Consider the following 20,220-nt stretch of genomic DNA (forward strand, 5'->3'; position numbering starts at 1 on the left):
CGTCCGAGGCGCGGCCGGGCTCAGCCGTACGAGAGGTTGGCGCAGGGGTCGTCGTCGGCCGAGCGGGCGGCGCCGCTGACGCTGGTGGGCAGCGGGGCCGGGGCGGTGGTCGTGCCGCCGGGGGCCGGTGCGGTGGCGCTCGCCGGGTTGGCGGCGGCGAAGTCGTGGCCGAGGACGACGCTGACGCCCCGGCCGCCGGGCTGCACGGTGGCGCCGGGGAAGAGCTTGGCGACCGCCTCGGCCGCGGTGCGCTCGCCGGTGCCGTACTCGACGACGGTGGTGCTGCGCGGCTTGCCGACCGCGTTGCCGACGCCGGTGACGGTGTAGCCGGCGCCCTTGACGGTCTCCGCGGCCCGGCCGCCGAGCCCGGTCTCACCGGTGCCGTTGAGCACGGACACCTTCACCTCGGCCGCCTTGGCGTCCGAGGCGGGGGTCGGGGCGGAAGCCGGGGCCGGCGCGGCGGGGGCGGTGGTGACGGCGGCGGCAGGGCCCGGGTCGGCCGGGGCGCTCGCGTCCTGCCCGTCGATGGTGCGGTCGGCCTTGAGCGCGGCCCACAGCTGGTCCACGTCGGGGTGTACGAGGGCGACCCGCGGGCCCTCGTAACGCCAGGGCACGGTCAGGAACTTGATGTCGTGCAGGTCGACGTCCTTGAGCTCCATGGCGAAGGAGAGCAGCTTCGCGGCCGAGCCGAGGCCGGGGTCGACGGTCAGCGACCTGGTGGCCGCGTCGGCGAGCGGTAGCAGCGTGGTCGGGTCCATGCCGCGGGACTTGACCTCCTTGATGAGGGAGGAGAGGAACGCCTGCTGGCGCTTGGTGCGGCCGATGTCGGAGCCGTCGCCGATGCCGTGCCGCACCCGGACGTAGTCCAGCGCGGCCTGTCCCTCGACCTTCTGCGTGCCCTTGGGGAAGATCAGCTTGCCCTTGTGGCCGAGGTTGGGGTTGAGGTCCCCCTCGTGGATGTCGGTCGGCAGGCAGACCTCGACGCCGCCGACCGCCTTGGTCATCGACGCGAAGCCGTTGAAGTCCACCACGACGGTGTGGTCGACGCGCAGGTTGGTCAGCTTCTCGACGGCGTTCTGGGTGCAGGCCGGGTTGCCCTGATCGCTGTCGCCGACCGAGAAGGCGCTGTTGAACATCACGTTGGTCTGCTCCTTGGTCCACTTGCCGTTGGGGAGCTTGCACGGCGGGATGGTGACCAGGGAGTCGCGGGGGATGGAGATGCCGACGGCGTGCTTGTGGTCGGCGTAGACGTGCAGCAGGATCGCGGTGTCCGAGCGGGCGCCGCCGTCCCCACCGCCGCCCAGGTCGCTGTTGCCGTTGCCGCGGCTGTCCGAGCCGATCAGCAGCACGTTGACCGGGGTGCGGCCCTGGGCGTCCGGGGCCGCGGCCTCCGGGCGGTCCTTGCTGAGGGCGTCGCCGTCGAAGGTGTTGATGTTGCTGTTCAGCCGGTAGTAGAGCGCGCCGCCGCCGAGGACGGCGAGGGCGGTGCAGCCGGCGGTCGCCCAGAGCACCTTCTCCTTGGTGCTGCGCTTGGGCTTCTTCCGGGCGCGGCCCGCCGCTCGGCCGTCCGGTATGTTCGCGCCGTCCGGTATGTTCGCGCCGTCCGGGTTCCGGCCGCCCGTCGGGTCGCCTCCCCGGCCGTTCCGCTGGCCGTTCCGCTGGTCGTCCCTCCGGGCGGCCGCCCGGCGCCCGGCTGCCCGGTGCGGCGAATTCTCGGCTTCGGGGGAACCCTTGCGGCCAGACACGTCGTCATCCTCCACAGTTGCCACGCAAGCCCCCGTCGAAGCGGCGGGTTCGCGTGGCCCGGGGCCGGAGCCGATCCGGGCGCCGCCCGTCGCTAAACTTTTACACCGCTGTAGAACTTCAGTGGAGCATACTAGGCGCGGATGGGAAAACCAGCTGGTCAGACCATGAGAAATTGGTCAGACCAGGTGATCCGCGCTGCTCCGGACTCTCAAGAGGAGCACGATGACTGATCGGATCGCACGTTCGATAGCCGGCGCCCTGGTGGCCCTGCTGGCCGCCGTCGGCCTCACCGCCGCGGCATCGGGTGCGGCGGCCGTGGCCGCGCCCCGCACCGTCGCGGCCGCCGCCGCGAACCCGGGGGCCAGCGTGGGGGCCGCTGCCGCTGCCACCGGTTCGGAAGTCCGTACCGAGGCGCGCGCCGCCTCCGCCGATGTTGCGCACCTGGCCAAGGACGAGAAGAAGAAAAAGGGCTTCTTCGCCAAGCTGGGCAAGTTCCTGCTGGTCGTGGTCATCCTGATCATCCTGTTCGTGGTGCTGCTCATCGTCGGGATCGTCTACGCCGTCAAGCGGATCTTCAGCCGCCGCAAGTAGCCGCCGAGGGCCGTCCACAAGCGAGGGTCATCCGCAGCCGTGGGCCGTCCGCAGCCGAGGACCGTCCGTGGCCGTGACCCGGGCGTCGCCGCCGCCTCCGGGCGGTGGAGCCGGAACGACCGCCCGGGGCGGGCCACTTGGCGGTGATTGGCCCTGGCCCGGGTGCCGGGACCGCCGGAGGATGACCGCCATGAGCGACTTCCACTCCCACAAGGCCCCCGGCTCCCACGACGTTTCCGATGTTTCCGACATCTCCGACGTCTCCGAGGCGTACGAGGCACCCCGCGCGTACGAAGCCCCCGACGAGCTGCGCCCCGAGAGCCGGGTCGTCCACCCGCCGCTCGCCGAGGCCGCCGGCAGCCGTCCGCTCGGCGTCCCGCTGCACCAGGGCCACCTGTTCGCCTTCGACACCGGCGACGCGCTCGCCGAGGCCCACGGAGGACCGGACGGCGCCTTCTTCTACAACCGCTTCGGCAACCCCACCGTCCGCTCGCTGGAGCAGGCCGTCGCCGGACTGGAGGGCGGCACCGGCGCCCTCGCCACCGCCTCCGGCATGGGCGCGATCACCACCGTTCTGCTCGCCCTGCTGCGCGCCGGAGACCACGTGGTCGCCCAGCGCAACCTGTACGGCGGCACCATCGGCGCGCTGACCGACCTCACCGAGCGCTGGGGTGTCGAGGTCAGCTACGTGAGCGGCGACGACCCCGCCGGGGTGGCGGCCGCGCTGCGGCCCCGCACCCGGGTGCTGCTCCTGGAGACCGTCTCCAATCCCACCACCAGGGTCACCGACCTGCCCGGGCTGATCGCCGTCGCCGGGCGGGCCGGGGTGGTGAGCGTGGTGGACAACACCTTCGCGACGCCGCTGCTGTGCCGGCCGGTCGAGCACGGCGCGGACATCGTGATCCACTCCGTGACCAAGTACCTCGGCGGGCACTCCGACGTCCTCGGCGGGGTCGCCGTCTTCGCCGACCCGGAGCTGCACCGGCGGGTCTGGCGGCGCTCGCTCGAACTCGGCGCCAGCGCCGACCCGTTCGCCGCCTGGCTGACCCTGCGCGGCATGCAGACCCTCGCCCTGCGGGTCCGCCGCCACTGCGAGACCGCGCTCGACCTGGCCGGCCGGCTCGCCGCCCACCCCGCCGTCACCGCCGTCCACTACCCGGGCCTGCCCACCCACCCCGACCACGAACTCGCCCGCCGCCTGCTGCCCGACGGCCACGGCGGCGTCCTGGCCTTCGACCTGGCCGGCGGCCGCGAAGCTGCCGCGACGTTCACCGAGTCCGTCCGGCTCGCCTCGCTGGCCCCCTCCCTGGGCGACGTGCACACCCTGGTGCTGCACCCGGCCAGCACCTCCCACCGGCAGTTGTCGGACCCGGAGTTGGCGGCGGCGGGCATCGGTCCCGGAACCGTGCGGGTGTCGGTGGGCATCGAGCACCCGGAGGACATCTGGGCGGACGTGCGGCGGGCGCTGGCGAAGGTGTGAGCCCAGGAGGCCGTCGGGGTGGGGGTCCGCCCTGAACAGTCTCGGTCGGTTCAAGCTCGGTCGGTTCAAGCTCGGTCGGCACAAGGAAGGTCGGTGCGAGGACGGTCGGAGCGAGGACGGGCGAGCGGCCCCGGGCCCGGAACCCGGCGGGCCGTCAGCGTTGTCGGGGGCGGGCCACCAGGAGGGCGATGTCGTCCTCGGCGGTCGGGGCCGGGGGCGGGGCGAGGGCGTGGAGGACGGCGTCGAGCAGGTCGTCGAGGTCTCCGGCGGCGGGCAGGCGCAGGGCCGCGAGCCGTTCCAGGGAGACGTCGATGTCCTCGCCCCGGCGCTCGACCAGGCCGTCGGTGTAGAGGAGCAGGGTCTGGTCCGGCAGGAGCGGGTGGGTGGTCTGCTCGTAGCCGCCGAGGCCGGTGCCCAGCGGCGGGCCGGCGGGGATGCGCAGCAGCTCGGTCGGATGGCCGAGGGCGATCAGGGCGGGCGGCAGGTGGCCCGCGCTGGAGAGGGTCCAGCGGCCGCGGCCCGGGTCGGCGAGGGCCAGCAGGCAGGTCGCCGAGCAGGGCGGCCTCGTCCGGGGTGAAGGCAGGACCGGCGGTGGTGCGGCCGAGGGTGAGCAGCCCGATCAGCCGGCCCCGGGCGGCCAGCGGCAGGACCAGCAGTGAGGCCGTCCCGGCCGGGCAGGCGTCCTCGGGCCCGGGTTCGGTCAGCACGGCGACGCCGCCGGCCAGGCTGCGGGCGGCGGCCGAACCCTCCCGGTGGCGGATCGATTCGCCCGGCCTGGGCAGTTCGGAGAGGCCGGCGGCCAGCGCGGGTACGGCCCGGGCGCCGGCCCGGTGCAGCCGCTGGGACGCGCCGTGGCCGCCCCGGGCGGGTGCGGCCGCGGGCGGCAGCACGTCCACGACGGCGAGTTCGGCGAGCCTGGGCACGGCGAAGACGGCGAGCTCGGTGCCGGTGGTCCCGACGTCGAGGGTGGTGCCGATCCGTTCGGTGGCGGCGTCCAGGAGGGCGAGTCGGGCCCGGGCCTGTTCCAGCTCGCGCAACTGGTCGCGGGCCGGGTCGGGGTCGTCCAGCACGACGACGATCACACCGGTGGTCCGCCCGGACTTCCGCAGGGCCCGGTAGCGCGCCCGCAGGCCGGGCGGCACGGGGGCGCCGGCGCCGTCCGGGCCCCCGGTGGCGTGTTCGCGGGCGATCCCGTCTTCGATGACCCGGCGCAGGATGCCGAGGGCCCCGGCGAAGGCGGTGGTCCCGGCGGCACGGCCGAGCAGGTCCGCCCGGCGCAGCCCGGTGGCGGTGGTGAAGGCCGCGTTCAGGTACTGCCAGCGCAGCCGCTCGTCGAGCAGCGCGACCCCGACCGGGGCGGCCGCGAGGACCTCGCGGAGCCGCTCCGGATCGTCGCCGCCGTCACCGCCGTCACCGTCACCGCCGTCGCCGCCGGTGATCGCTCCGAGCCGCGCGGCGAGGGCCGCCGCGGCTGCCGCCAGGGACCGGGAGTCCGGTGTCGCGGACCGCGGACCCTCTGCTCGGTTGCCGTGCCGGAAGTGCATACGCCCATGATCACGCGCCCGGGTGCGGCACGCCCACAAGTGGGTGAAACGTTGACTGGCCGGGGACGGTGTTGTAGCGGAGTACGTCGGCGGGGCCGCCGGTGTGTCCACGGGGCCGCCGGCGGGTCCGGGGGTACGTCGACGAGGCCGCCGGCGGGGCCGTACTGATACGGCGGGCGAACGCGGGATGATCACCGGTCATACTGGGCGGCGGCGCCCGACCCCGGACGTCCCGGGCCGGGCCCACCCGGCCGTACCGACCCGACCCGCGCCCGAAGACCCACACCGGAGGAACCCGATGAGCCCCCACCAGCCGACCAGTCGCCCGGCGGCCGGGGCCCCAGGGGTGCCGTGGAACCGGCAGCGGCTGCGCAGCAACAACGAGTGGTTGCTGCTGGAACTGCTGCGCACCGGCGGCGGCTCCTCGCGCGCCCAGCTGGCCCGGGACACCGGTCTGTCCAAGCCGACGGTGTCGGCCGCGCTGGCCGAACTGGAGCGGGCCGGCCTGGTCCGCGAGGCCGGTCGGCTGGCCCCGGAGCGGGGCCGCACGGCCGTGCTGTACGAGGTCGACCCGACGGCCGGGCACGTCCTCGGCGTGGACATCGGCCGGGCCCGGCTGCGGGTGGCGGTGGCGGACCTGGCCGGGACGGTGGTCGCCCGCCGGGACGTGGCCAACCGGGGCCGCTCGGCGAACGCCGTCGCGGACGCGGTGGTCGAGGCCGCGCACGAGGCGATCGCCGAGGCGGGCCTGACCGCCCCGGACATCGTGCACGCGGTGATCGGCACCCCGGGGGTGTGGGACGAGCAGCTTCGCGGAGTGCGCTACGCCAACAGCCTGCCCGGCTGGGGCAGGCCGGGGCTGTTCGACCGGATAGGCGAGGGCCTGGGGACGGGCGTCTCGGTGGCCAACGACGCCAATCTGGCGGCGCTCGGCGAGTACACCCTGGGCGCCGGGCGGGGCAGCCGGATGTTCGCCTACCTGCTGGTCGGCACCGGGCTCGGGCTGGGCGTGGTGAAGGACGGCGAGCTGCTGCTCGGTGCGCACGGCGCGCTGGGCGAGATCGGCCTGGTCCCGCTGCTCGGGCGGGCCGGCGAGCAGACCGCGACCATCGAGCAGGAGGCCGCCGCGGACGCCGTGGTGCGTACGGCCAGGGACTTCGGGCTGGGCGGGGGCTCCGCGGTGCGGCAGCTGACGGCGAAGCAGGTGTTCGAGCGGGCCCGGGCCGGGGAGGAGGCGGCGGTCCGGGCGGTGGAGCGGGAGGCCGAGCGGCTCGCTTATGCGGTGGCCGTGCTGTCGGCGGTCCTGGACCCGGACCTGGTGGTGCTGGGCGGCGGGATCGGCAGCAGTGCGGACCTGCTCCTGGAACCGCTGGAGCAGGCCCTGCACCGGCTCGCCCCGATGCGTCCGACGCTCGCGCCGAGCCTGCTGGGGGAGGAGGCGGTGCTCCTCGGCGCGGTCTCCACGGCGTTGGAGACCGCCCGCCCCGTGGTGTTCGAGCGCCGGACGGCAGGGCTGCGCTGAGCTTGGCGTTCAACCTCGCAGGTCACCGACATCTATGGCAACAGGTCGGCCGGCCTGGCGGAACACGCCAGGCCGGCCGCCCTGTTGGTCTTCCTGTCCTTGTGATTACACCTGGTACCAGGAGCGGAAGGATTCTCCGGGAGAGCCCTGGTCGATGGCCCAGGTGGTGCCTGCGGTGTCGGTGGTGGTGACGATCATGGCGCCGTTGTTGAGGAGCGTGACGCGCGGGTCGCCGGCGAAGATCATGTTCGGGTTGCCGAGGTAGGCGCCGGTGCTGAATCCGCTGGTCGGGCTTCCTTGGCCGAACAGGGCGATGTGTCCGTTGGTGGTGCGGGCGACGATGTTGACGGTGCCGCCGGCTCCGGGGGACAGGACGATGCTGGTGGCGCCGCCGGTACCGCCGGTGAGGCTGATCTTGTACCACTCGCGGAACGGTGTTCCGGGTGCGGCCTGGTCGATGGCCCAGACGTCGCCGTTGACGTCGATGGCGGCCACGACCATGGTGCCGTTGGAGGCGGTGGTGACGCTGGGGTCCCCGGCGAAGGCGGGCGAGGTGGTGCCGAGGTAGGCGCCCGGGCTGTATCCGCTGGTGGGGCTGCCCTGGCCGAAGAAGCCGATGTGGCCGTTGGTGGTGCGGGCGAACAGGTTGACGGTGCCGCCTCCTGCGGGGGATGTCACGGCTGCGGCGCGGCCGGTGAGGCCGCCGCTGGCGCTGACCTTGAACCAGGTGCCGAAGGCGGAGCCGGGCGCGGTCTGGTTGGTCGCCCACAGGTCGCCGCCGGTGTCGACGGCGGTGACGATCATGCTGCCGTTGGCGGTGAGGGTGATGGCGGGGTCCCGGGCGAAGACCGGCGCGGAGCTGCCGACCGCCGCAGCGGGGCTGAAGGAGGAGTCGGGGCCGGCCTGGGCGTAGTCGACGATCCCGCCGGCGCGGGTGCGGGCGAAGACGTGGACGGTGCCGCCGGCGGCCGGCGACAGGATCGGCGCCGGGTCGCCGGTGTGGAGGCCCTGGCTGCTGAGCTGGTACCAGCTGCGGAAGCCGCCCGCGGTGCCGGTCTGGTTGGTCGCCCACAGGTTGCCGTCGGCGGTGACCTTGACCGCGACGAGCGTGCCGTTGGCGGCGCGCGTCATGGTGGTGGCGGGGCTGCGCAGGCTCTGTCCGCCGTCGAGTGCGGTGACGGTGTGCAGGTTGCCCTGGGCGGCCAGGCGCGGTTGTCCGAGCCCGGTCGGGGTGCCGGGGTACATCAGCAGGCAGCCGGTGGGGCAGGTGGTGGTCTGGGCGGTTCCGTCCGGGGTGTAGTAGGTCACCGGGGTGGCGGAGTCGGCGGGCGTGGTGGCGAGGACGTCGCCGGTGGTCTGGCCCGGGGTCGGGGTGAACAGGGGGTAGCCCCTGCCGCTGTCCGCGACGCTGCCGTGCAGGTTGCCGGGCGTGGTGATCAGGGGCCGGTGCTGGGGGTCGAGGCCGGTGGCGTAGACGGTGCCGGTGGCGGGGGCGGCGGCCTGGTAGCCGCGGCCGTCGGCGTTGCGGGCGCCGAGCACGAGGCGCACGCGCCCGTACTCGGCGTCGTTCGGGTTGGTGGTGTTGCGTCGGGCGAGCAGGTCGGGGATGCCGTCGCCGTTGACGTCGCCGGGGGCGAGGACGTCGTAGTCGCTCCAGCCGGAGGCGGAGATCACGGCTCCGGGCTTCAGCCTGTTGGTGCCGGGTTCGCTGGCGAGGGGACCGTCCTTGGTACCGCTGTAGATGACGAGGGTGTCACCATCCTTGGCGATCAGGTCGTTGCCGACGACGTTGTCGAGGTTGCCGGTGGCGACGATCTGACTGGTGGCGGACCAGTCGCCGCCGCTGGGATGGGCCAGTTCGGTGCGCTTGGATTCGTCGGGGGCGCCCATGCCGTTGCCGGGGTAGAGGTAGAGCCGGGTGCCCTGCTTGACAAGGAAGTCCTCGTAGCCGTCCTTGGTCAGGCTCGGGCTCTGGTTGGCGAAGTCACCCCGGTGGGTGACCTGGGCGCCGGACCAGCCGGGGGTAGCGACGGTCCGGGGCTGCTCGAAGGTGCCGTCGCCGTGGCCTGTGTAGAGGACGAGTTCGCCAGTGCTGGTGGCGGCCACCAGGTCGGCGTACCCGTCACCGGTCAGGTCGCCGGGGCGGTCGCCGACCAAGGCCGGGTCGGTCGCGTCGTGGACGAAGTTGCTGCGGGCGGTCGTGATCAGCGTGGTGCTGGAGTTGGGGCCGCCGTCCGAACCGTCGTAGGGGGAGAGGTTGCCGGCCTTGTCCACGGCCTGGACGGTGAGCCGGTTGGTCGGATACAGGGTGGGGGTGAACGTGACGGTCGCTGTCCCGTCCGGGCCGGCGTCCACCCAGGTGCCGCCGCAGCCCTGGTTGACCACGGGCAGCGGCTTGTTGAGGGAGTAGCAGAACCCCTTCAGACCGAACTGGTCGCTGGAGGCGAACTTGACCGTGCGCGGGGTGCGGGCGGGTACGTCCTCGGTGTCGATGCTGTGGCCGTCGGCTGAGGTGACGGTCGGCTTGGAGGGCGCTGTGCGGTCGACGTTGAAGCCGCAGTCACGGCCGAAGCCCGAGCCGGCGATGCCGTCCTCGGCCTGGACGTGCCACTTGTAGCGGCCGCCGTCACGCAGGCTGTCGGCGCCGAGTCTCGTGACGGCCCAGGAGCCGTTGGGGGCGCCCGCCCAGACCGGGGGGAAGAACTGCCCGGTGTTGTGGTCCCAGGCCTCGAACTTGGCGCTCAGGGCGACGTCGCTGTCCGGGTCGGAGATCCTGGCGGTCAGGACGACGTCGTTGCGCCCGACGGTGGGCCACGCGGCCGGGTCGCTGATGCAGGGGACGTTGACGTTGCTGCTGCTGCCCGGCGTCCACTGGCTCTCCCAGGCTGCGTAGTCGTGGAGGACCGGGGGCCGGTTGTAGGTGACTTCGAGCCACGGGTTGTTCTTGAACCGCTTGTAGCTGTTCTTGTTGCCGAGGTAGTTGTCCGGGGTGCGCAGGCCGAGGGCGACGCTGTCGTCGCCCCGATCGGCGGCGCCCTGGACGACGGCGCGCAGGTTCTCGGTGCTGAAGTCCTGGCCCTGGACGCCGGGGCAGTAGGTGGGGTTGCCGTGGGCGAAGGCCTTGGCGTCCAGCTGCCAGATCCAGGAGGCCTGGCTGTTCCAGGTCGGTGTCGTGGTGTTGATGGGGCCGGTCGCCCAGAGCTCGGTGTTGCCCGCCGCAGCCGGGTCGCAGCCCCACGAGTGGGTCTCCTCGACGTGGAAGGTCGCGGACATGATGGTGGCCCCGGCCAGGCCGCGGGTGTTCATCTCGAAGTAGGAGCGGGTGTTGCCGCTGCCGTTGTAGCCGACGCGCGGCTCGTCCGCCGGATTGTCCGAGTTCCAGCCGTTCCCGTCCGGGTAGGCGGCACCCGGCGTGGCGGAGTAGACGACCGCCCAGCGGTTGCGCCAGCCGTCGGTGAAGGTCGGGTCGATGACGACCGGGAAGACGGTGTCCGCGCCGTGCAGCAGCTCGGCGTCCGGGGTCAGCCGCAGCGTGTCCGAGGTGATCTCGGTGGCCATCGTCTTCGGCGCGTGCTCGGTGGGCCCGGGCGCGGCCGGGGTCGATGGCGGGGTGCTGTCGGCGGACTGCGCGGCCGCTGCCGGCGCGTTCTTGGCCACCGGCAAGGGAGCGGCCGTGGCGGGCTGCTGGGCAGTTGCGGCGGGGGCGTGGGAGTCCCACATCCGCGGGGCCTGCGCCGTGAAGACGGTGCCGCCGGAGCCGTCGGTCGCGGAGATCCGGCCGTCCTGAGCCGAATTGAGGGTGATGCCCGCGGTCTTGAGGCCGTAGGTGACCTGGGCCAGGCGCGGGTCTTCGGCGGCCTGGCGGGTTCTGACGACCAGCTGGTGGGAGAAACCGTCGGCCTCGGCGAGGATCTTCAGGTCCACCCCGGGCAGCACGTCGCGGTACAGGGCTGTGCTGCCGTTCAACTCGGGCTGCGGCAGCGGCGTCGGCCATGTGATGGCCAGGGACTTGCCGTCCTTCTGCATAGCCGCCAGCGGGGTGTTCCCGCCGGAGGAGAAGGTCATGGGGAAGACGGAGGCCTTCGGAGCGATGGTCCCGTCGGGACGGCGCTCGAGAGTGGCATCGGCCGGCTGCCACTGCCCTGCGACCTTGGCACGGACCGGCCTCCCGTGACGGCGCATGGTGAAGCTGCCGTCCGGGTTCGCCAGGAGATCTGTCGACTCGTCCTGTCGCTCGGAGACCTCGACGGGCTTGCCGCTTTGGCGTGCCTTCAGAACAGCGGACCGTTCGGGGGTGTCGGCCTGAGGAGGAGCGGAGGGACTTCCCGTGTCGGCATAGACGGGGACGTGGCCCAGTACGGCGATGCTCATGGCGGCGGCCGCGATCAGCGCGGTTGCCGTTCTCCGAGTGGTTCGCCCTATTCGGTAGGCGTTGTGACGGTGCATCCCCTTCACTTTCTGTGCGGTTCGCAGGCGTCCCCATCATGCAAGCCGACAGTGACGGTCCGGTCGGATTCGGAGGTCTTTGTTCCGGATGAGAGGGCGAATCGGATGCCACATTGTGATCACAGCGCGCGAAGGTTCAGCCTGATGGTGGGAGAAAAGCGGAAAAATCACTTCTTTGTGACGTGGTGTCGGCCCCGAAAGCTGCCGTCCTCGATGTAAAGAAGTTATAAAAGTGAGATAAATGGCCCTGTAGGCAGGGTGGTTGGCGAACAATTAGGGATGTCCCGTCGGTGGCTCTTGGTAGCGTCCCGCCGGGTGTGATCGCACCCGCACAACACGACCAAGAGGAAAGATACGGATGTATCCATCCGACACGGGCGCCTCGCCCGGACCGCGAACGCGTCGGTCCGAGGCAATAACACGCCCTGTGCTCCGTAAAGTCGCGCCCATGGCCGTGACGGCTCTGATAGCCGCCGCCCTACAGATTCCGGCCGTCGCGGTAGCGGCCGGCGACGAGTTCAAGTTGCCGCCCGTCCAGCACACCGAGCCCGTCCCACTCTCCAAGGTGGAGCCGGAACGCCGTGACCCGAAGGCGGCCCAGCCCCCGACCGCGCCGCCGGCCGCGGTCTGGCCCAAGCCTGGGAAGGCCGAGCTCGACCTGCCGGCGGCTCCGACGCAAAAGTCGGCCCCCCAGGCGAAGGCGCCGGGCCTGCCGGTGAGCGTCACCTCCGTCGGGCACGATCCGGCAGCGGGCGGGCAGTCGAAGGTCCGGGTGGGTCTGTCGGACCGCGCCGCTGCGGCCACCGTGGGTCTCGACGGTGTCCTGGTCAACCTCGAGCCGGTGGCGGGCAGCGCCACGCCGGACAAGGCCCGGGTCCAGCTGGACTACAAGGCCTTCCGTGAGTCTTTCGGGGCCGACTGGGGCTCCCGGCTGACCTTCGTCCAGCTGCCCGCGTGCGCGCTGACCACACCGGACCAGCCGCAGTGCCGCACGGCCACGCCACTGGCCGCTTCGAACGACACCAAGGCCGGGACGCTGACGGCGGACGTCGCGGTGACCGCACCCGCCGGCCAGGCTTCCGCCGACGATGTCGTCAAGGCGTCGCTCGCTCAGGCGACGAGCACGTCGGTCGCCGGTGCGACTGTGCTGGCCGCCACGGCCGGGGCGTCGGGGCCGGGGGGCGACTACAAGGCGACGTCGCTGTCCGCGTCCGGCACGTGGTCGGTGGGGGGCAACACTGGTTCGTTCAGCTGGTTCTACCCGATTCAGCTGCCGCCGGTGCCCGGAGATCTCGCGCCCAAGATCGCACTCGGCTACTCGTCCGCCGCCGTCGACGGGCGTACAGCGTCCACCAACAACCAGTCCTCCTGGATCGGTGACGGCTGGGACTATAACCCTGGGTACATCGAACGCAGTTACACGTCGTGTACGGGTGACAAGGGCTCAGGTAGTAACGCTCCAGCCACCGGCGGTGACCTTTGTTGGAAGTCCGACAACGCCTCCATCTCGCTCAACGGGAACGCCTCCGCCCTCGTGCGCGACGACGCCACCGGCACCTGGAAGTTGTCCAACGACGATGGCTCCCGCGTCGAGAAGCTCAACGGCAACTCGACGGACACCGCTAATGGCGACACCGACAACGAGTACTGGAAGGTCACCACGACTGATGGTGCCCAGTACTTCTTCGGCAAGAACCGCCTGCCCGGCTGGAGCGCCGGCAAGCCCGAGACCGGTTCGGCCCTAACGGTGCCCGTGTTCGGCAATCAGGCCGGAGAGCCCGGCTACGCCCCGGCGTTCAAGGACTCCTCGCGCGACCGCGCGTGGCGCTGGCAACTGGACTACGTCGTCGACCCGCACGGCAATGCGATCGCGTACTTCTACGACCAGGAGAAGAACGCCTACGCCAAGAACATCGGCGCCGCCACCGGAACTCCCAAGGCCGACGCGCTCTACACCCGTGCCGCCACGCTGAACCGCATCGAGTACGGCCACCGGGCCGGCCAGGTCTACGGTGCCTCTCCCGCGGGCAAGGTCACCTTCTCCACCACCGACCGGTGCGTGGCGACCGACTGCTCCTTCACCAAGGCCAACGCCGCCAACTGGTACGACACCCCGGTCGACCAGTCCTGCGACAAGGACCAGGACTGCCGCAATGGCGCCCCGACCTTCTGGTCCAAGAGGCGGCTGACGGGCATCAGCACGCAGGCCCTGCAGAGCAACGGCAGTTACCGGGACATCGACGCCTGGAGCCTGGACCAGTACTTCCCCGCCACCGGCGACAGCGGCGGCCGGGCCCTGTGGCTGCAGTCCATCACCCGCACCGCCAAGGCCGGCGCCACTGCGCTGGCCCTCCAGCCGGTGACGTTCGGCGGGGACCTGCGTCCGAATCGGGTCGACTCCGCCGAGGGCCGTCCGCCGATGAACCGGTACCGCGTCAACCGGATCACCTCCGAGACCGGCTCCAACACCGACATCAAGTACACGGACATCGACTGCGTCGCGGGTGCCTTGCCCGCTCCGGACAGCAACACCAGGCGCTGCTACCCGACCTGGTGGACGCCCGAGGGAGCGGTCGACCCGGTCCTGGACTGGTTCCACAAGTACCTCGTCGAGAAGGTCACCGAGCACGACCTGGTCGCCGGTTCTGGATCCCCCGACAAGGTCACCACATACGACTACCCCGATGGTCTTGCATGGCGCCGCGACAACTCCGAGTTCACTTCCGACAAGGAGCGCACCTGGAACGAATTCCGAGGTGCCCCGCGCGTCCTTACCCGCGTCGGCGCCTCCGACAAGAGTCTGACCGAAACCCGCTACTTCCTCGGTATGGATGGTGACACGCTCGCCAACGGCCAGCCGAGGCCGGTCAGCCTCATCCAGGGCATCAAGGACAGCAACGAGCTGGCGGGCTTCGTCAGTGAGACGGTCGCCTACGACCGCGAGGGAGGCAAGCCCGTCACCAGCACGGTCAACACCCCTTGGGTCCGAGGAACCGCGAACCGGGCGGTGAAGGCCCTGCCCAGCAAGGACGGAAAGCCCACCGCTACCCCGCCGGGCGAGTCGGGCAGGCCCGAGGCCGCAGCCCTGCCGGCGCTGACCGCGGCCATGGTTCGGACCGAAAGCGTGACTACGAAGGATCTCCAGCCGGACGGCAGCACGGCCCGAGCGGTGCGTTCGAGCACTACCTTCGACGACTACGGCCTGATCAAGACCATCTCGGACGAAGGTGACACGAACGTCACCGGTGACGAGCAGTGCACCCGCACCACCTACGTCACCCCGGACACCGTCAACTGGCTGATCTCCTACCCGCAGTCGGTCCGGACCAGCAGCACGCTCTGCTCGACGAACGCCACACCGTCCACCATCACGGGTGAGACCAGGACGGCCTACGACAGCAGGCCACTCGGGGCCGCTCCGGAACCGGGCAAGGGCAACGCCACCATGGTGGAAGCCCTGGACCGCTACGACGGCACCACCCCGCACTACCTGACAGCCACCACCACCGCGTACGACCAGTACGGCCGGGTGACGTCCGCAAAGAACGTCAACAACGCCGAGACCACGACGTCCTACACTCCGGCGAGCGGCAGCCAGCCCAGCGTCATCGTGTCGACAAGCCCCAAAAAGTTCACGAGCACCACAACCTATGACGGCCTGCGGGCCCTTCCGGTGAAGGTCGTCGACGTCAACAACCGCACGACCTACGTCGACTACGACGCCCTCGGCCGCACCACGGCCGTGTGGAACCCGGGGCGGGACAAGAACGCCTCGGCCAGCGAGACGTACACCTACACGATCGAGCCCGGCAAGCAGCCCGCCGTCACGACGAGGAGCCTGCTGGAGGGCGGCGACTACCGCACCAGCATCTCGCTCTACGACGGCCTGCTCCGCCCGCGTCAGGTCCAGGAGGAGGCGCATGGCGGTAGCACCGCCCACAACGGTGGCCGCAACATCACCGACAGCTTCTACGACAGCCACGGCCGGGTCTACCGCACCAACGCTGCCTACTACACGACCGGCGTGCCGGAGGCGGCGCTGTGGATCGGACTGGACAACAAGGTTCCGTCTCAGACGGAGACCGAGTTCGACGGCCTCGACCGGCCGACCGCAGGCATCTTCAAGTCGCTGAACGTGGAGAAGTGGCGCTCCACCACGCGCTACGGCATGAACTGGGCGGCAACGACCCCACCCGACGGCGGTACCCCTACGCTCACGATCACCGACGCCCACGGACGGCCCTCCGAGGTACGGCACTACAAGAGCGGTAGCCCGGACGTCGACGCGCCCCCGTCGGCGTACGAGACGCTGAAGTACTCCTACGATCCGGCCGGCAGGCTCACGCGGTTCACTGATGCCGCAGGAAACGCCTGGACCTGGGAGTACGACCTGCTTGGCCGCCGGACCAAGGCCGTCGACCCGGACAAGGGCACTACCGCCAGCACCTACAACGCCGACGGCACCCTCGCCACCGTCACCGATGCCCGGGGCAAGACGCTCGCCTACACCTACGACATACTCGGTCGCGAGACGGCGATGTTCGACGGTTCCACCACGGGGACGAAGCTCGCCGAGTGGGCCTACGACACCCTGCCGGGCAGCAATGGCCTGGCCACCAGCAGCACTCGCTTCGAGAACGGCAAGGCCTACACCACCGCCGTCACCGGGTTCGACAGCGCGGCTCGGCCCATGGGCAGCACGGTCACCATCCCGGACAGCGAAGGGCTCCTCGCCGGCACCTACACCACGGCCCAGACCTACACGCCCGACACCGGACTGGTCAGCACCTCGACCTACCCGGCCGGTGGAGGGCTCCTGAAGGAGACCGTCGACCGCAACTACACCCCGTTGGGCCTGCCCACCTCGGTGAGTGGCGACGACCGGGTGTACTCGCTCGGAAACATCTACTCGCCGTTGGGCAAGGTCCAGCAGAGCGTCACCGGCGACATCGGGTCCAGGGCGATCCAGACCTATGACTACGAGAACGCCACCCAGCGCCTCGCGCTCGTCCAGACCGACCGGGAGCGCAGCCGACCGCAGACCCTCGACAAGAAGACCTACACCTACAACCCGGTCGGCAACATCACCCGGGTCCGCGACGACCGCGACAACGCGACCGTCACGGACACCCAGTGCTACACGTACGACTTCGCCCAGCGTCTGACCAACGCCTGGTCGGCCAGCGACGACTGCGTGGCCAAGCCGACGCCGACCAGCGACCCGCATGTCGGCGGGGTCGACCCGTACTGGAGCAGCTACACCTACGACGCGGCCGGCAACCGCACCCAGGCGACCAACCGCAACTTCGGCGCCGCCCCCGGCCCACTGATGGACACCGGCAAGGTGACCTCCGTCGCCATCGCCGGTGACGGCCAGACCAGCGCCGTCGCGGTCGCCGACGGCCAGGTCCACCTCTCCCAGCAACGTGCCGACGGCACCTGGGCCAACTTCGAGAACCTGCACAAGACCCAGGCAGGGCCACTGCCCGCCCCTGTCGACTTCGTCGCGGCGACCTGGGCCGACAACACCCTGCAGATCATGGCCATCGCCGGCGGCCGGGTCTGGCACACCCTGCGCGGCGCCGACGGCAAGTGGGGAGGGTGGGGCGACGTCACCAGCGTGGTGGGACCCATCGCCAACCCCAGCCAGCTCTCCCTGTCCGCCACCGCCTCCGGCCTGGAGGTCCTCGCCCTGTCCGACGGCGTGCTCAAGCACACCCTGCGCAGGCCCGACGGCGTCTGGGCGGGCTGGGGCAACGTCTACGGCGAGACCGGCAGCCTCACCGGAGCCACCCGTGTCGCCAGCGCGGCCACCGGTTCCGGCCTCGAGGTCATCGTGGTCGCGGGTGACAGCATCTGGCACACCATCCGCTTCGGAAGTGGTGTCTGGCAGAAGTGGGGCAACGTCTACGGCGCCACCGGCGCTCTCATCACGCCCACCGGCGTCACCGCCACCGCGACCGGCGCCGGCCTCGAAGTCGCCGTCATCGCCGGTGGAGGCATCTGGCACACCATCCGCAGGCCCGACGGCGTCTGGGCGGGCTGGGGCAACGTCAGCCAGGTCGTCGGCCAGCTCAGCCAGCCGCTGTCGGCGTCGGTCGTCAGCTCAGGCGGGGACCTGAAGCTCGTCACGATCGCCGGGGGAACGCTCAACTACACCAAGCGGGCCTACTCCACCGGCACCTGGCTGCCCTGGAGCCAACTCACCCAGGTCCCCGAGAACCCGCCGAGCGACCAGACCCAGCGCACCTCCACCTACCCCGCCCCCGGAGGCACCCGACCCCACGCACTCAGCCGTGTCGACATCACCGGCACCGGCGCCCGGACCGACACCTTCACCTACGACGAGGCCGGCAACACCGTCCGCCGCGTCACCGCCGAAGGTGACCAGGCCCTCGAATGGGACACCGAGGGCCACCTCGCCAAGTCCACCATCGCGGGCAAGAGCACGACCTTCCTCTACGACGCCAACGGCAACCGCCTCCTGCGCCGTGAACCCGACTCGGTGACCCTCTACCTGGACGGCCAGGAACTCAAGCTCGACAAGACCACCAACAAGGTCACCGGCACCCGCTACATCAACGCTGGGGCCGTCACCCTCGTCAAGGCGTCCGACGGCAGCCTCAACTACCTCATCAACGACCAGCAGGGAACCGCCCAACTCACCATCAGCGCCGACAACCTCGACTACACCCGAGGCGACACCACGGCCTTCGGCACCCCCCGGGGCAAGAAGCCGGCCTCCTGGCCCACCGAACGAGGCTTCGTCGGCGGCACCAACGACGCCACCACCGGCCTCACTCATCTCGGAGCCCGCGAGTACGACGCGGCCAACGGCCGCTTCATCTCCGTCGACCCCGTCCTCGACCTCACCGACCCGCAGCAGATCAACGGCTACGCTTACAGCAACAACGACCCCGTCAACCTTTCCGACCCGTCAGGTCTCCGTCCGGACGGCACCTGCGGCGGCACGGCCGTGTGCCAGACAACCGACGGCCACATCGTGACGGAAGCATGGAGCCAGGGGGACGGAGGCGCCTGGCAGGTCGACATCAGTACGACTAAGGATGCCGTTCTCCCCGGAGGTATCGGAATCTCCGGCGCTCCCAACTTCAAGAAGCTCCAGAAGGACACTACGGAGACCATTAGGAAGCGCAAGGAACGCTTCGGAGTGGATCCGGTGGAGGACTATCACCAGTACGTGGCAGCCGCGGTCAACGCCTGCTTTTCGGACAATGCTTGCCTTCACTCAAAGACTTACGAAGAGCTCTGGAAGAAGCTCTTTAATTGGCAGCTCGAGAACATTGAGATTGTCGGCCAAGGAAGGGCGTCTTTCGGCAGCTCTCCAGTTGGAAAGGCAATTGCCGCCAAGAATGCTGCAAACGCCGCAAAGAAGCCCGGCGGAAAATCTTCGAACGCCAGGGGGGCTTGTAACAGTTTTCCCCCGGACACGCTTGTGCTGCTGGCCGACGGAACGACAAAGCCGATCGGGGAGATTGAGGTCGGCGATACCGTCACTGCGACCGATCCGCAAACAGGCCAGACGACCGGAGAGTCGGTTACCAACAAGATCGTCACTCCTGATGACACTCAATTCACAGAACTCGCGCTTTCGGCAGTCGATAAGGAAGCGATCTCGAGCGCTCCCGTCAGTGTGATATCCACGGCTCATCACCCTTATTGGGACGACACGGCCCGGCAGTGGATCAATGCAGAGGACCTTCAGGTCGGTCATCGCCTCCTGTCTGCGAACCGCGGGCAGCTTGTAGTCGTAGCCGCTCGCACCTACACCACGCAGCCGCAGGTTGCTCACAACCTGACGGTTGCAGACCTCCACACGTACTATGTGCTGGCGGGGACCATGCCGGTACTCGTTCATAATTCAAAGTGCGACTGGGTCGTACCCAGCGTTACGAGCCTCGACGCGACATGGCAGCGGATGGGGTTTGCGAACCGGTCGGATTTTGGAGACGTGGCATGGGGCGGGCGAAGCCTCTCAGACGCGAGCAAGCTCAAGACTCCCGAGCAGGTAGATAAAATGAGGGGGATCGGGATGACCAGGGGTGATGCCCAGTACTGGCGGAACTTCTATCAGGATATCCACAATAAGTCGGTGGCAAAGTTCCCTCATAATCCAGAGAAGGTCAACCCCAGTGCTGGATCGAGGGCGGATCTGTTCCAGTATTACATGGATAACCTCGGAGAGTGATGATGCGATTCGTTATCCGCGCGGACCGGCACGCTACAGTCGCCTTCGAGCCGACTGCCGCCGAGTGCGTACTTGAGCAGGGCAGGACCATCATCGTGGAGTGGTTCGGGGGAGGCGATGACGGCATGGTCTCAATGGAAGCCGAGAGCTTCGTCGTGTCCGCCCCGAGTGGCGGGTACACCAGGGCATGGGATGCCGACGGCGTAGAAATCTACATCGGTCCTGAATCGGGACCCGACGCGCGCTGATCCCGGCGGCATAATAGGAGGGGGCTTCCATGTGTGCATGGAAGCCCCCTCCGTCGTCGCCGGCATTCCCGGCTCGCGAATTTGGCACTACAGTGTGTTATCGATGCCGAAACGCGCAACTATGCCCTTGGGGTCCAATCAATTGATAGATGGATCGTTCTGTTCTCCCTTGACGATTCCCGCCCCGTCGCGCGCGGATTCGGCCTGGAACCGGTGTACTCCTCAGCTCGTCGTGGTCTTCTTACTCATGGGGTCGTCCTGGGGCCTCCGGCCCGCCATGACCGAGCGCCCGCCTGGGCGTCACCGAGGAGTTGTTGGCGAAGATCGAGTCCGACGATGCCCGGAGCTTGGAGCTCCGCGAGATCGTGATGGCCTTCTCAGCGGATGTAGGCGCCAGCCCCGTCAGAACCGTGACACTTCTGAGGCGTCAGGCC

General features: G+C 70.2%; 8 protein-coding genes and 1 pseudogene. 5 read left to right on the forward strand and 4 right to left on the reverse strand.

The annotated features are described in order from the left end of the window. Window positions 1-20 precede the first annotated feature (20 nt). Window positions 21-1,745 carry an LCP family protein gene (locus ACWDBE_RS17215; protein ID WP_449808439.1) on the reverse strand — a complete coding sequence of 575 codons (1,725 nt, stop codon included), beginning with the start codon at window positions 1,743-1,745 and terminating at the stop codon, window positions 21-23. Window positions 1,746-1,968: 223 nt separating this feature from the next. On the opposite strand from ACWDBE_RS17215, the gene ACWDBE_RS17220 reads away from it, so the two are divergent. Both ACWDBE_RS17220 and ACWDBE_RS17225 read left to right on the forward strand, forming a co-directional pair. Next, the gene (locus tag ACWDBE_RS17220) at window positions 1,969-2,337 is read left to right on the forward strand and encodes a hypothetical protein (protein ID WP_449808440.1); all 369 of its coding nucleotides are present in this window, start codon (window positions 1,969-1,971) and stop codon (window positions 2,335-2,337) included. A 190-nt stretch (window positions 2,338-2,527) separates the two neighbouring features. Next, the gene (locus ACWDBE_RS17225; protein WP_449808441.1) at window positions 2,528-3,817 is read left to right on the forward strand and encodes a trans-sulfuration enzyme family protein; all 1,290 of its coding nucleotides are present in this window, start codon (window positions 2,528-2,530) and stop codon (window positions 3,815-3,817) included. A 154-nt stretch (window positions 3,818-3,971) separates the two neighbouring features. On the opposite strand, the gene ACWDBE_RS17230 is transcribed toward ACWDBE_RS17225, so the two are convergent. Together ACWDBE_RS17230 and ACWDBE_RS17235 are read right to left on the reverse strand one after the other, a co-directional pair. Next, window positions 3,972-4,400, reverse strand: a complete 429-nt coding sequence (locus tag ACWDBE_RS17230; RefSeq protein ID WP_449808524.1) for a SpoIIE family protein phosphatase — start codon at window positions 4,398-4,400, stop codon at window positions 3,972-3,974. Window positions 4,401-4,425: 25 nt separating this feature from the next. Then, window positions 4,426-5,361: pseudogene (locus tag ACWDBE_RS17235) on the reverse strand (PAS domain-containing protein); the annotation flags it as partial. A gap of 298 nt (window positions 5,362-5,659) precedes the next feature. Here ACWDBE_RS17235 and ACWDBE_RS17240 point away from each other — a divergent pair. Next, complete coding sequence (locus ACWDBE_RS17240) at window positions 5,660-6,883, forward strand: ROK family protein (RefSeq protein WP_449808442.1); 1,224 nt, start codon at window positions 5,660-5,662, stop codon at window positions 6,881-6,883. Between the two features lie 105 nt (window positions 6,884-6,988). Here the strand turns inward: ACWDBE_RS17240 and ACWDBE_RS17245 are convergent, their stop codons facing one another. Next, window positions 6,989-10,948, reverse strand: a complete 3,960-nt coding sequence (locus ACWDBE_RS17245; protein WP_449792640.1) for an FG-GAP-like repeat-containing protein — start codon at window positions 10,946-10,948, stop codon at window positions 6,989-6,991. An 829-nt stretch (window positions 10,949-11,777) separates the two neighbouring features. On the opposite strand from ACWDBE_RS17245, the gene ACWDBE_RS17250 reads away from it, so the two are divergent. Together ACWDBE_RS17250 and ACWDBE_RS17255 are read left to right on the forward strand one after the other, a co-directional pair. Next, the gene (locus ACWDBE_RS17250; protein ID WP_449792641.1) at window positions 11,778-19,538 is read left to right on the forward strand and encodes a polymorphic toxin-type HINT domain-containing protein; all 7,761 of its coding nucleotides are present in this window, start codon (window positions 11,778-11,780) and stop codon (window positions 19,536-19,538) included. Beyond that, the gene (locus tag ACWDBE_RS17255) at window positions 19,538-19,786 is read left to right on the forward strand and encodes a hypothetical protein (RefSeq protein WP_449792666.1); all 249 of its coding nucleotides are present in this window, start codon (window positions 19,538-19,540) and stop codon (window positions 19,784-19,786) included. The genes ACWDBE_RS17250 and ACWDBE_RS17255 overlap by 1 nt, the downstream gene beginning before the upstream one ends. Window positions 19,787-20,220: the final 434 nt, after the last annotated feature.

Source organism: Kitasatospora sp. NPDC001132, assembly GCF_053598415.1.

What these genes read in the sequence shown, in the direction of transcription:
- ACWDBE_RS17220 (WP_449808440.1), top strand. Translation starts at nt 1,969, where the DNA reads ATGACTGATCGGATCGCACGTTCGATAGCCGGCGCCCTGGTGGCCCTG.
- ACWDBE_RS17225 (WP_449808441.1), top strand. Translation starts at nt 2,528, where the DNA reads ATGAGCGACTTCCACTCCCACAAGGCCCCCGGCTCCCACGACGTTTCC.
- ACWDBE_RS17240 (WP_449808442.1), top strand. Translation starts at nt 5,660, where the DNA reads ATGAGCCCCCACCAGCCGACCAGTCGCCCGGCGGCCGGGGCCCCAGGG.
- ACWDBE_RS17245 (WP_449792640.1), bottom strand. Translation starts at nt 10,948, where the DNA reads ATGACCTTCTCCTCCGGCGGGAACACCCCGCTGGCGGCTATGCAGAAG.
- ACWDBE_RS17250 (WP_449792641.1), top strand. Translation starts at nt 11,778, where the DNA reads ATGGCCGTGACGGCTCTGATAGCCGCCGCCCTACAGATTCCGGCCGTC.
- ACWDBE_RS17255 (WP_449792666.1), top strand. Translation starts at nt 19,538, where the DNA reads ATGATGCGATTCGTTATCCGCGCGGACCGGCACGCTACAGTCGCCTTC.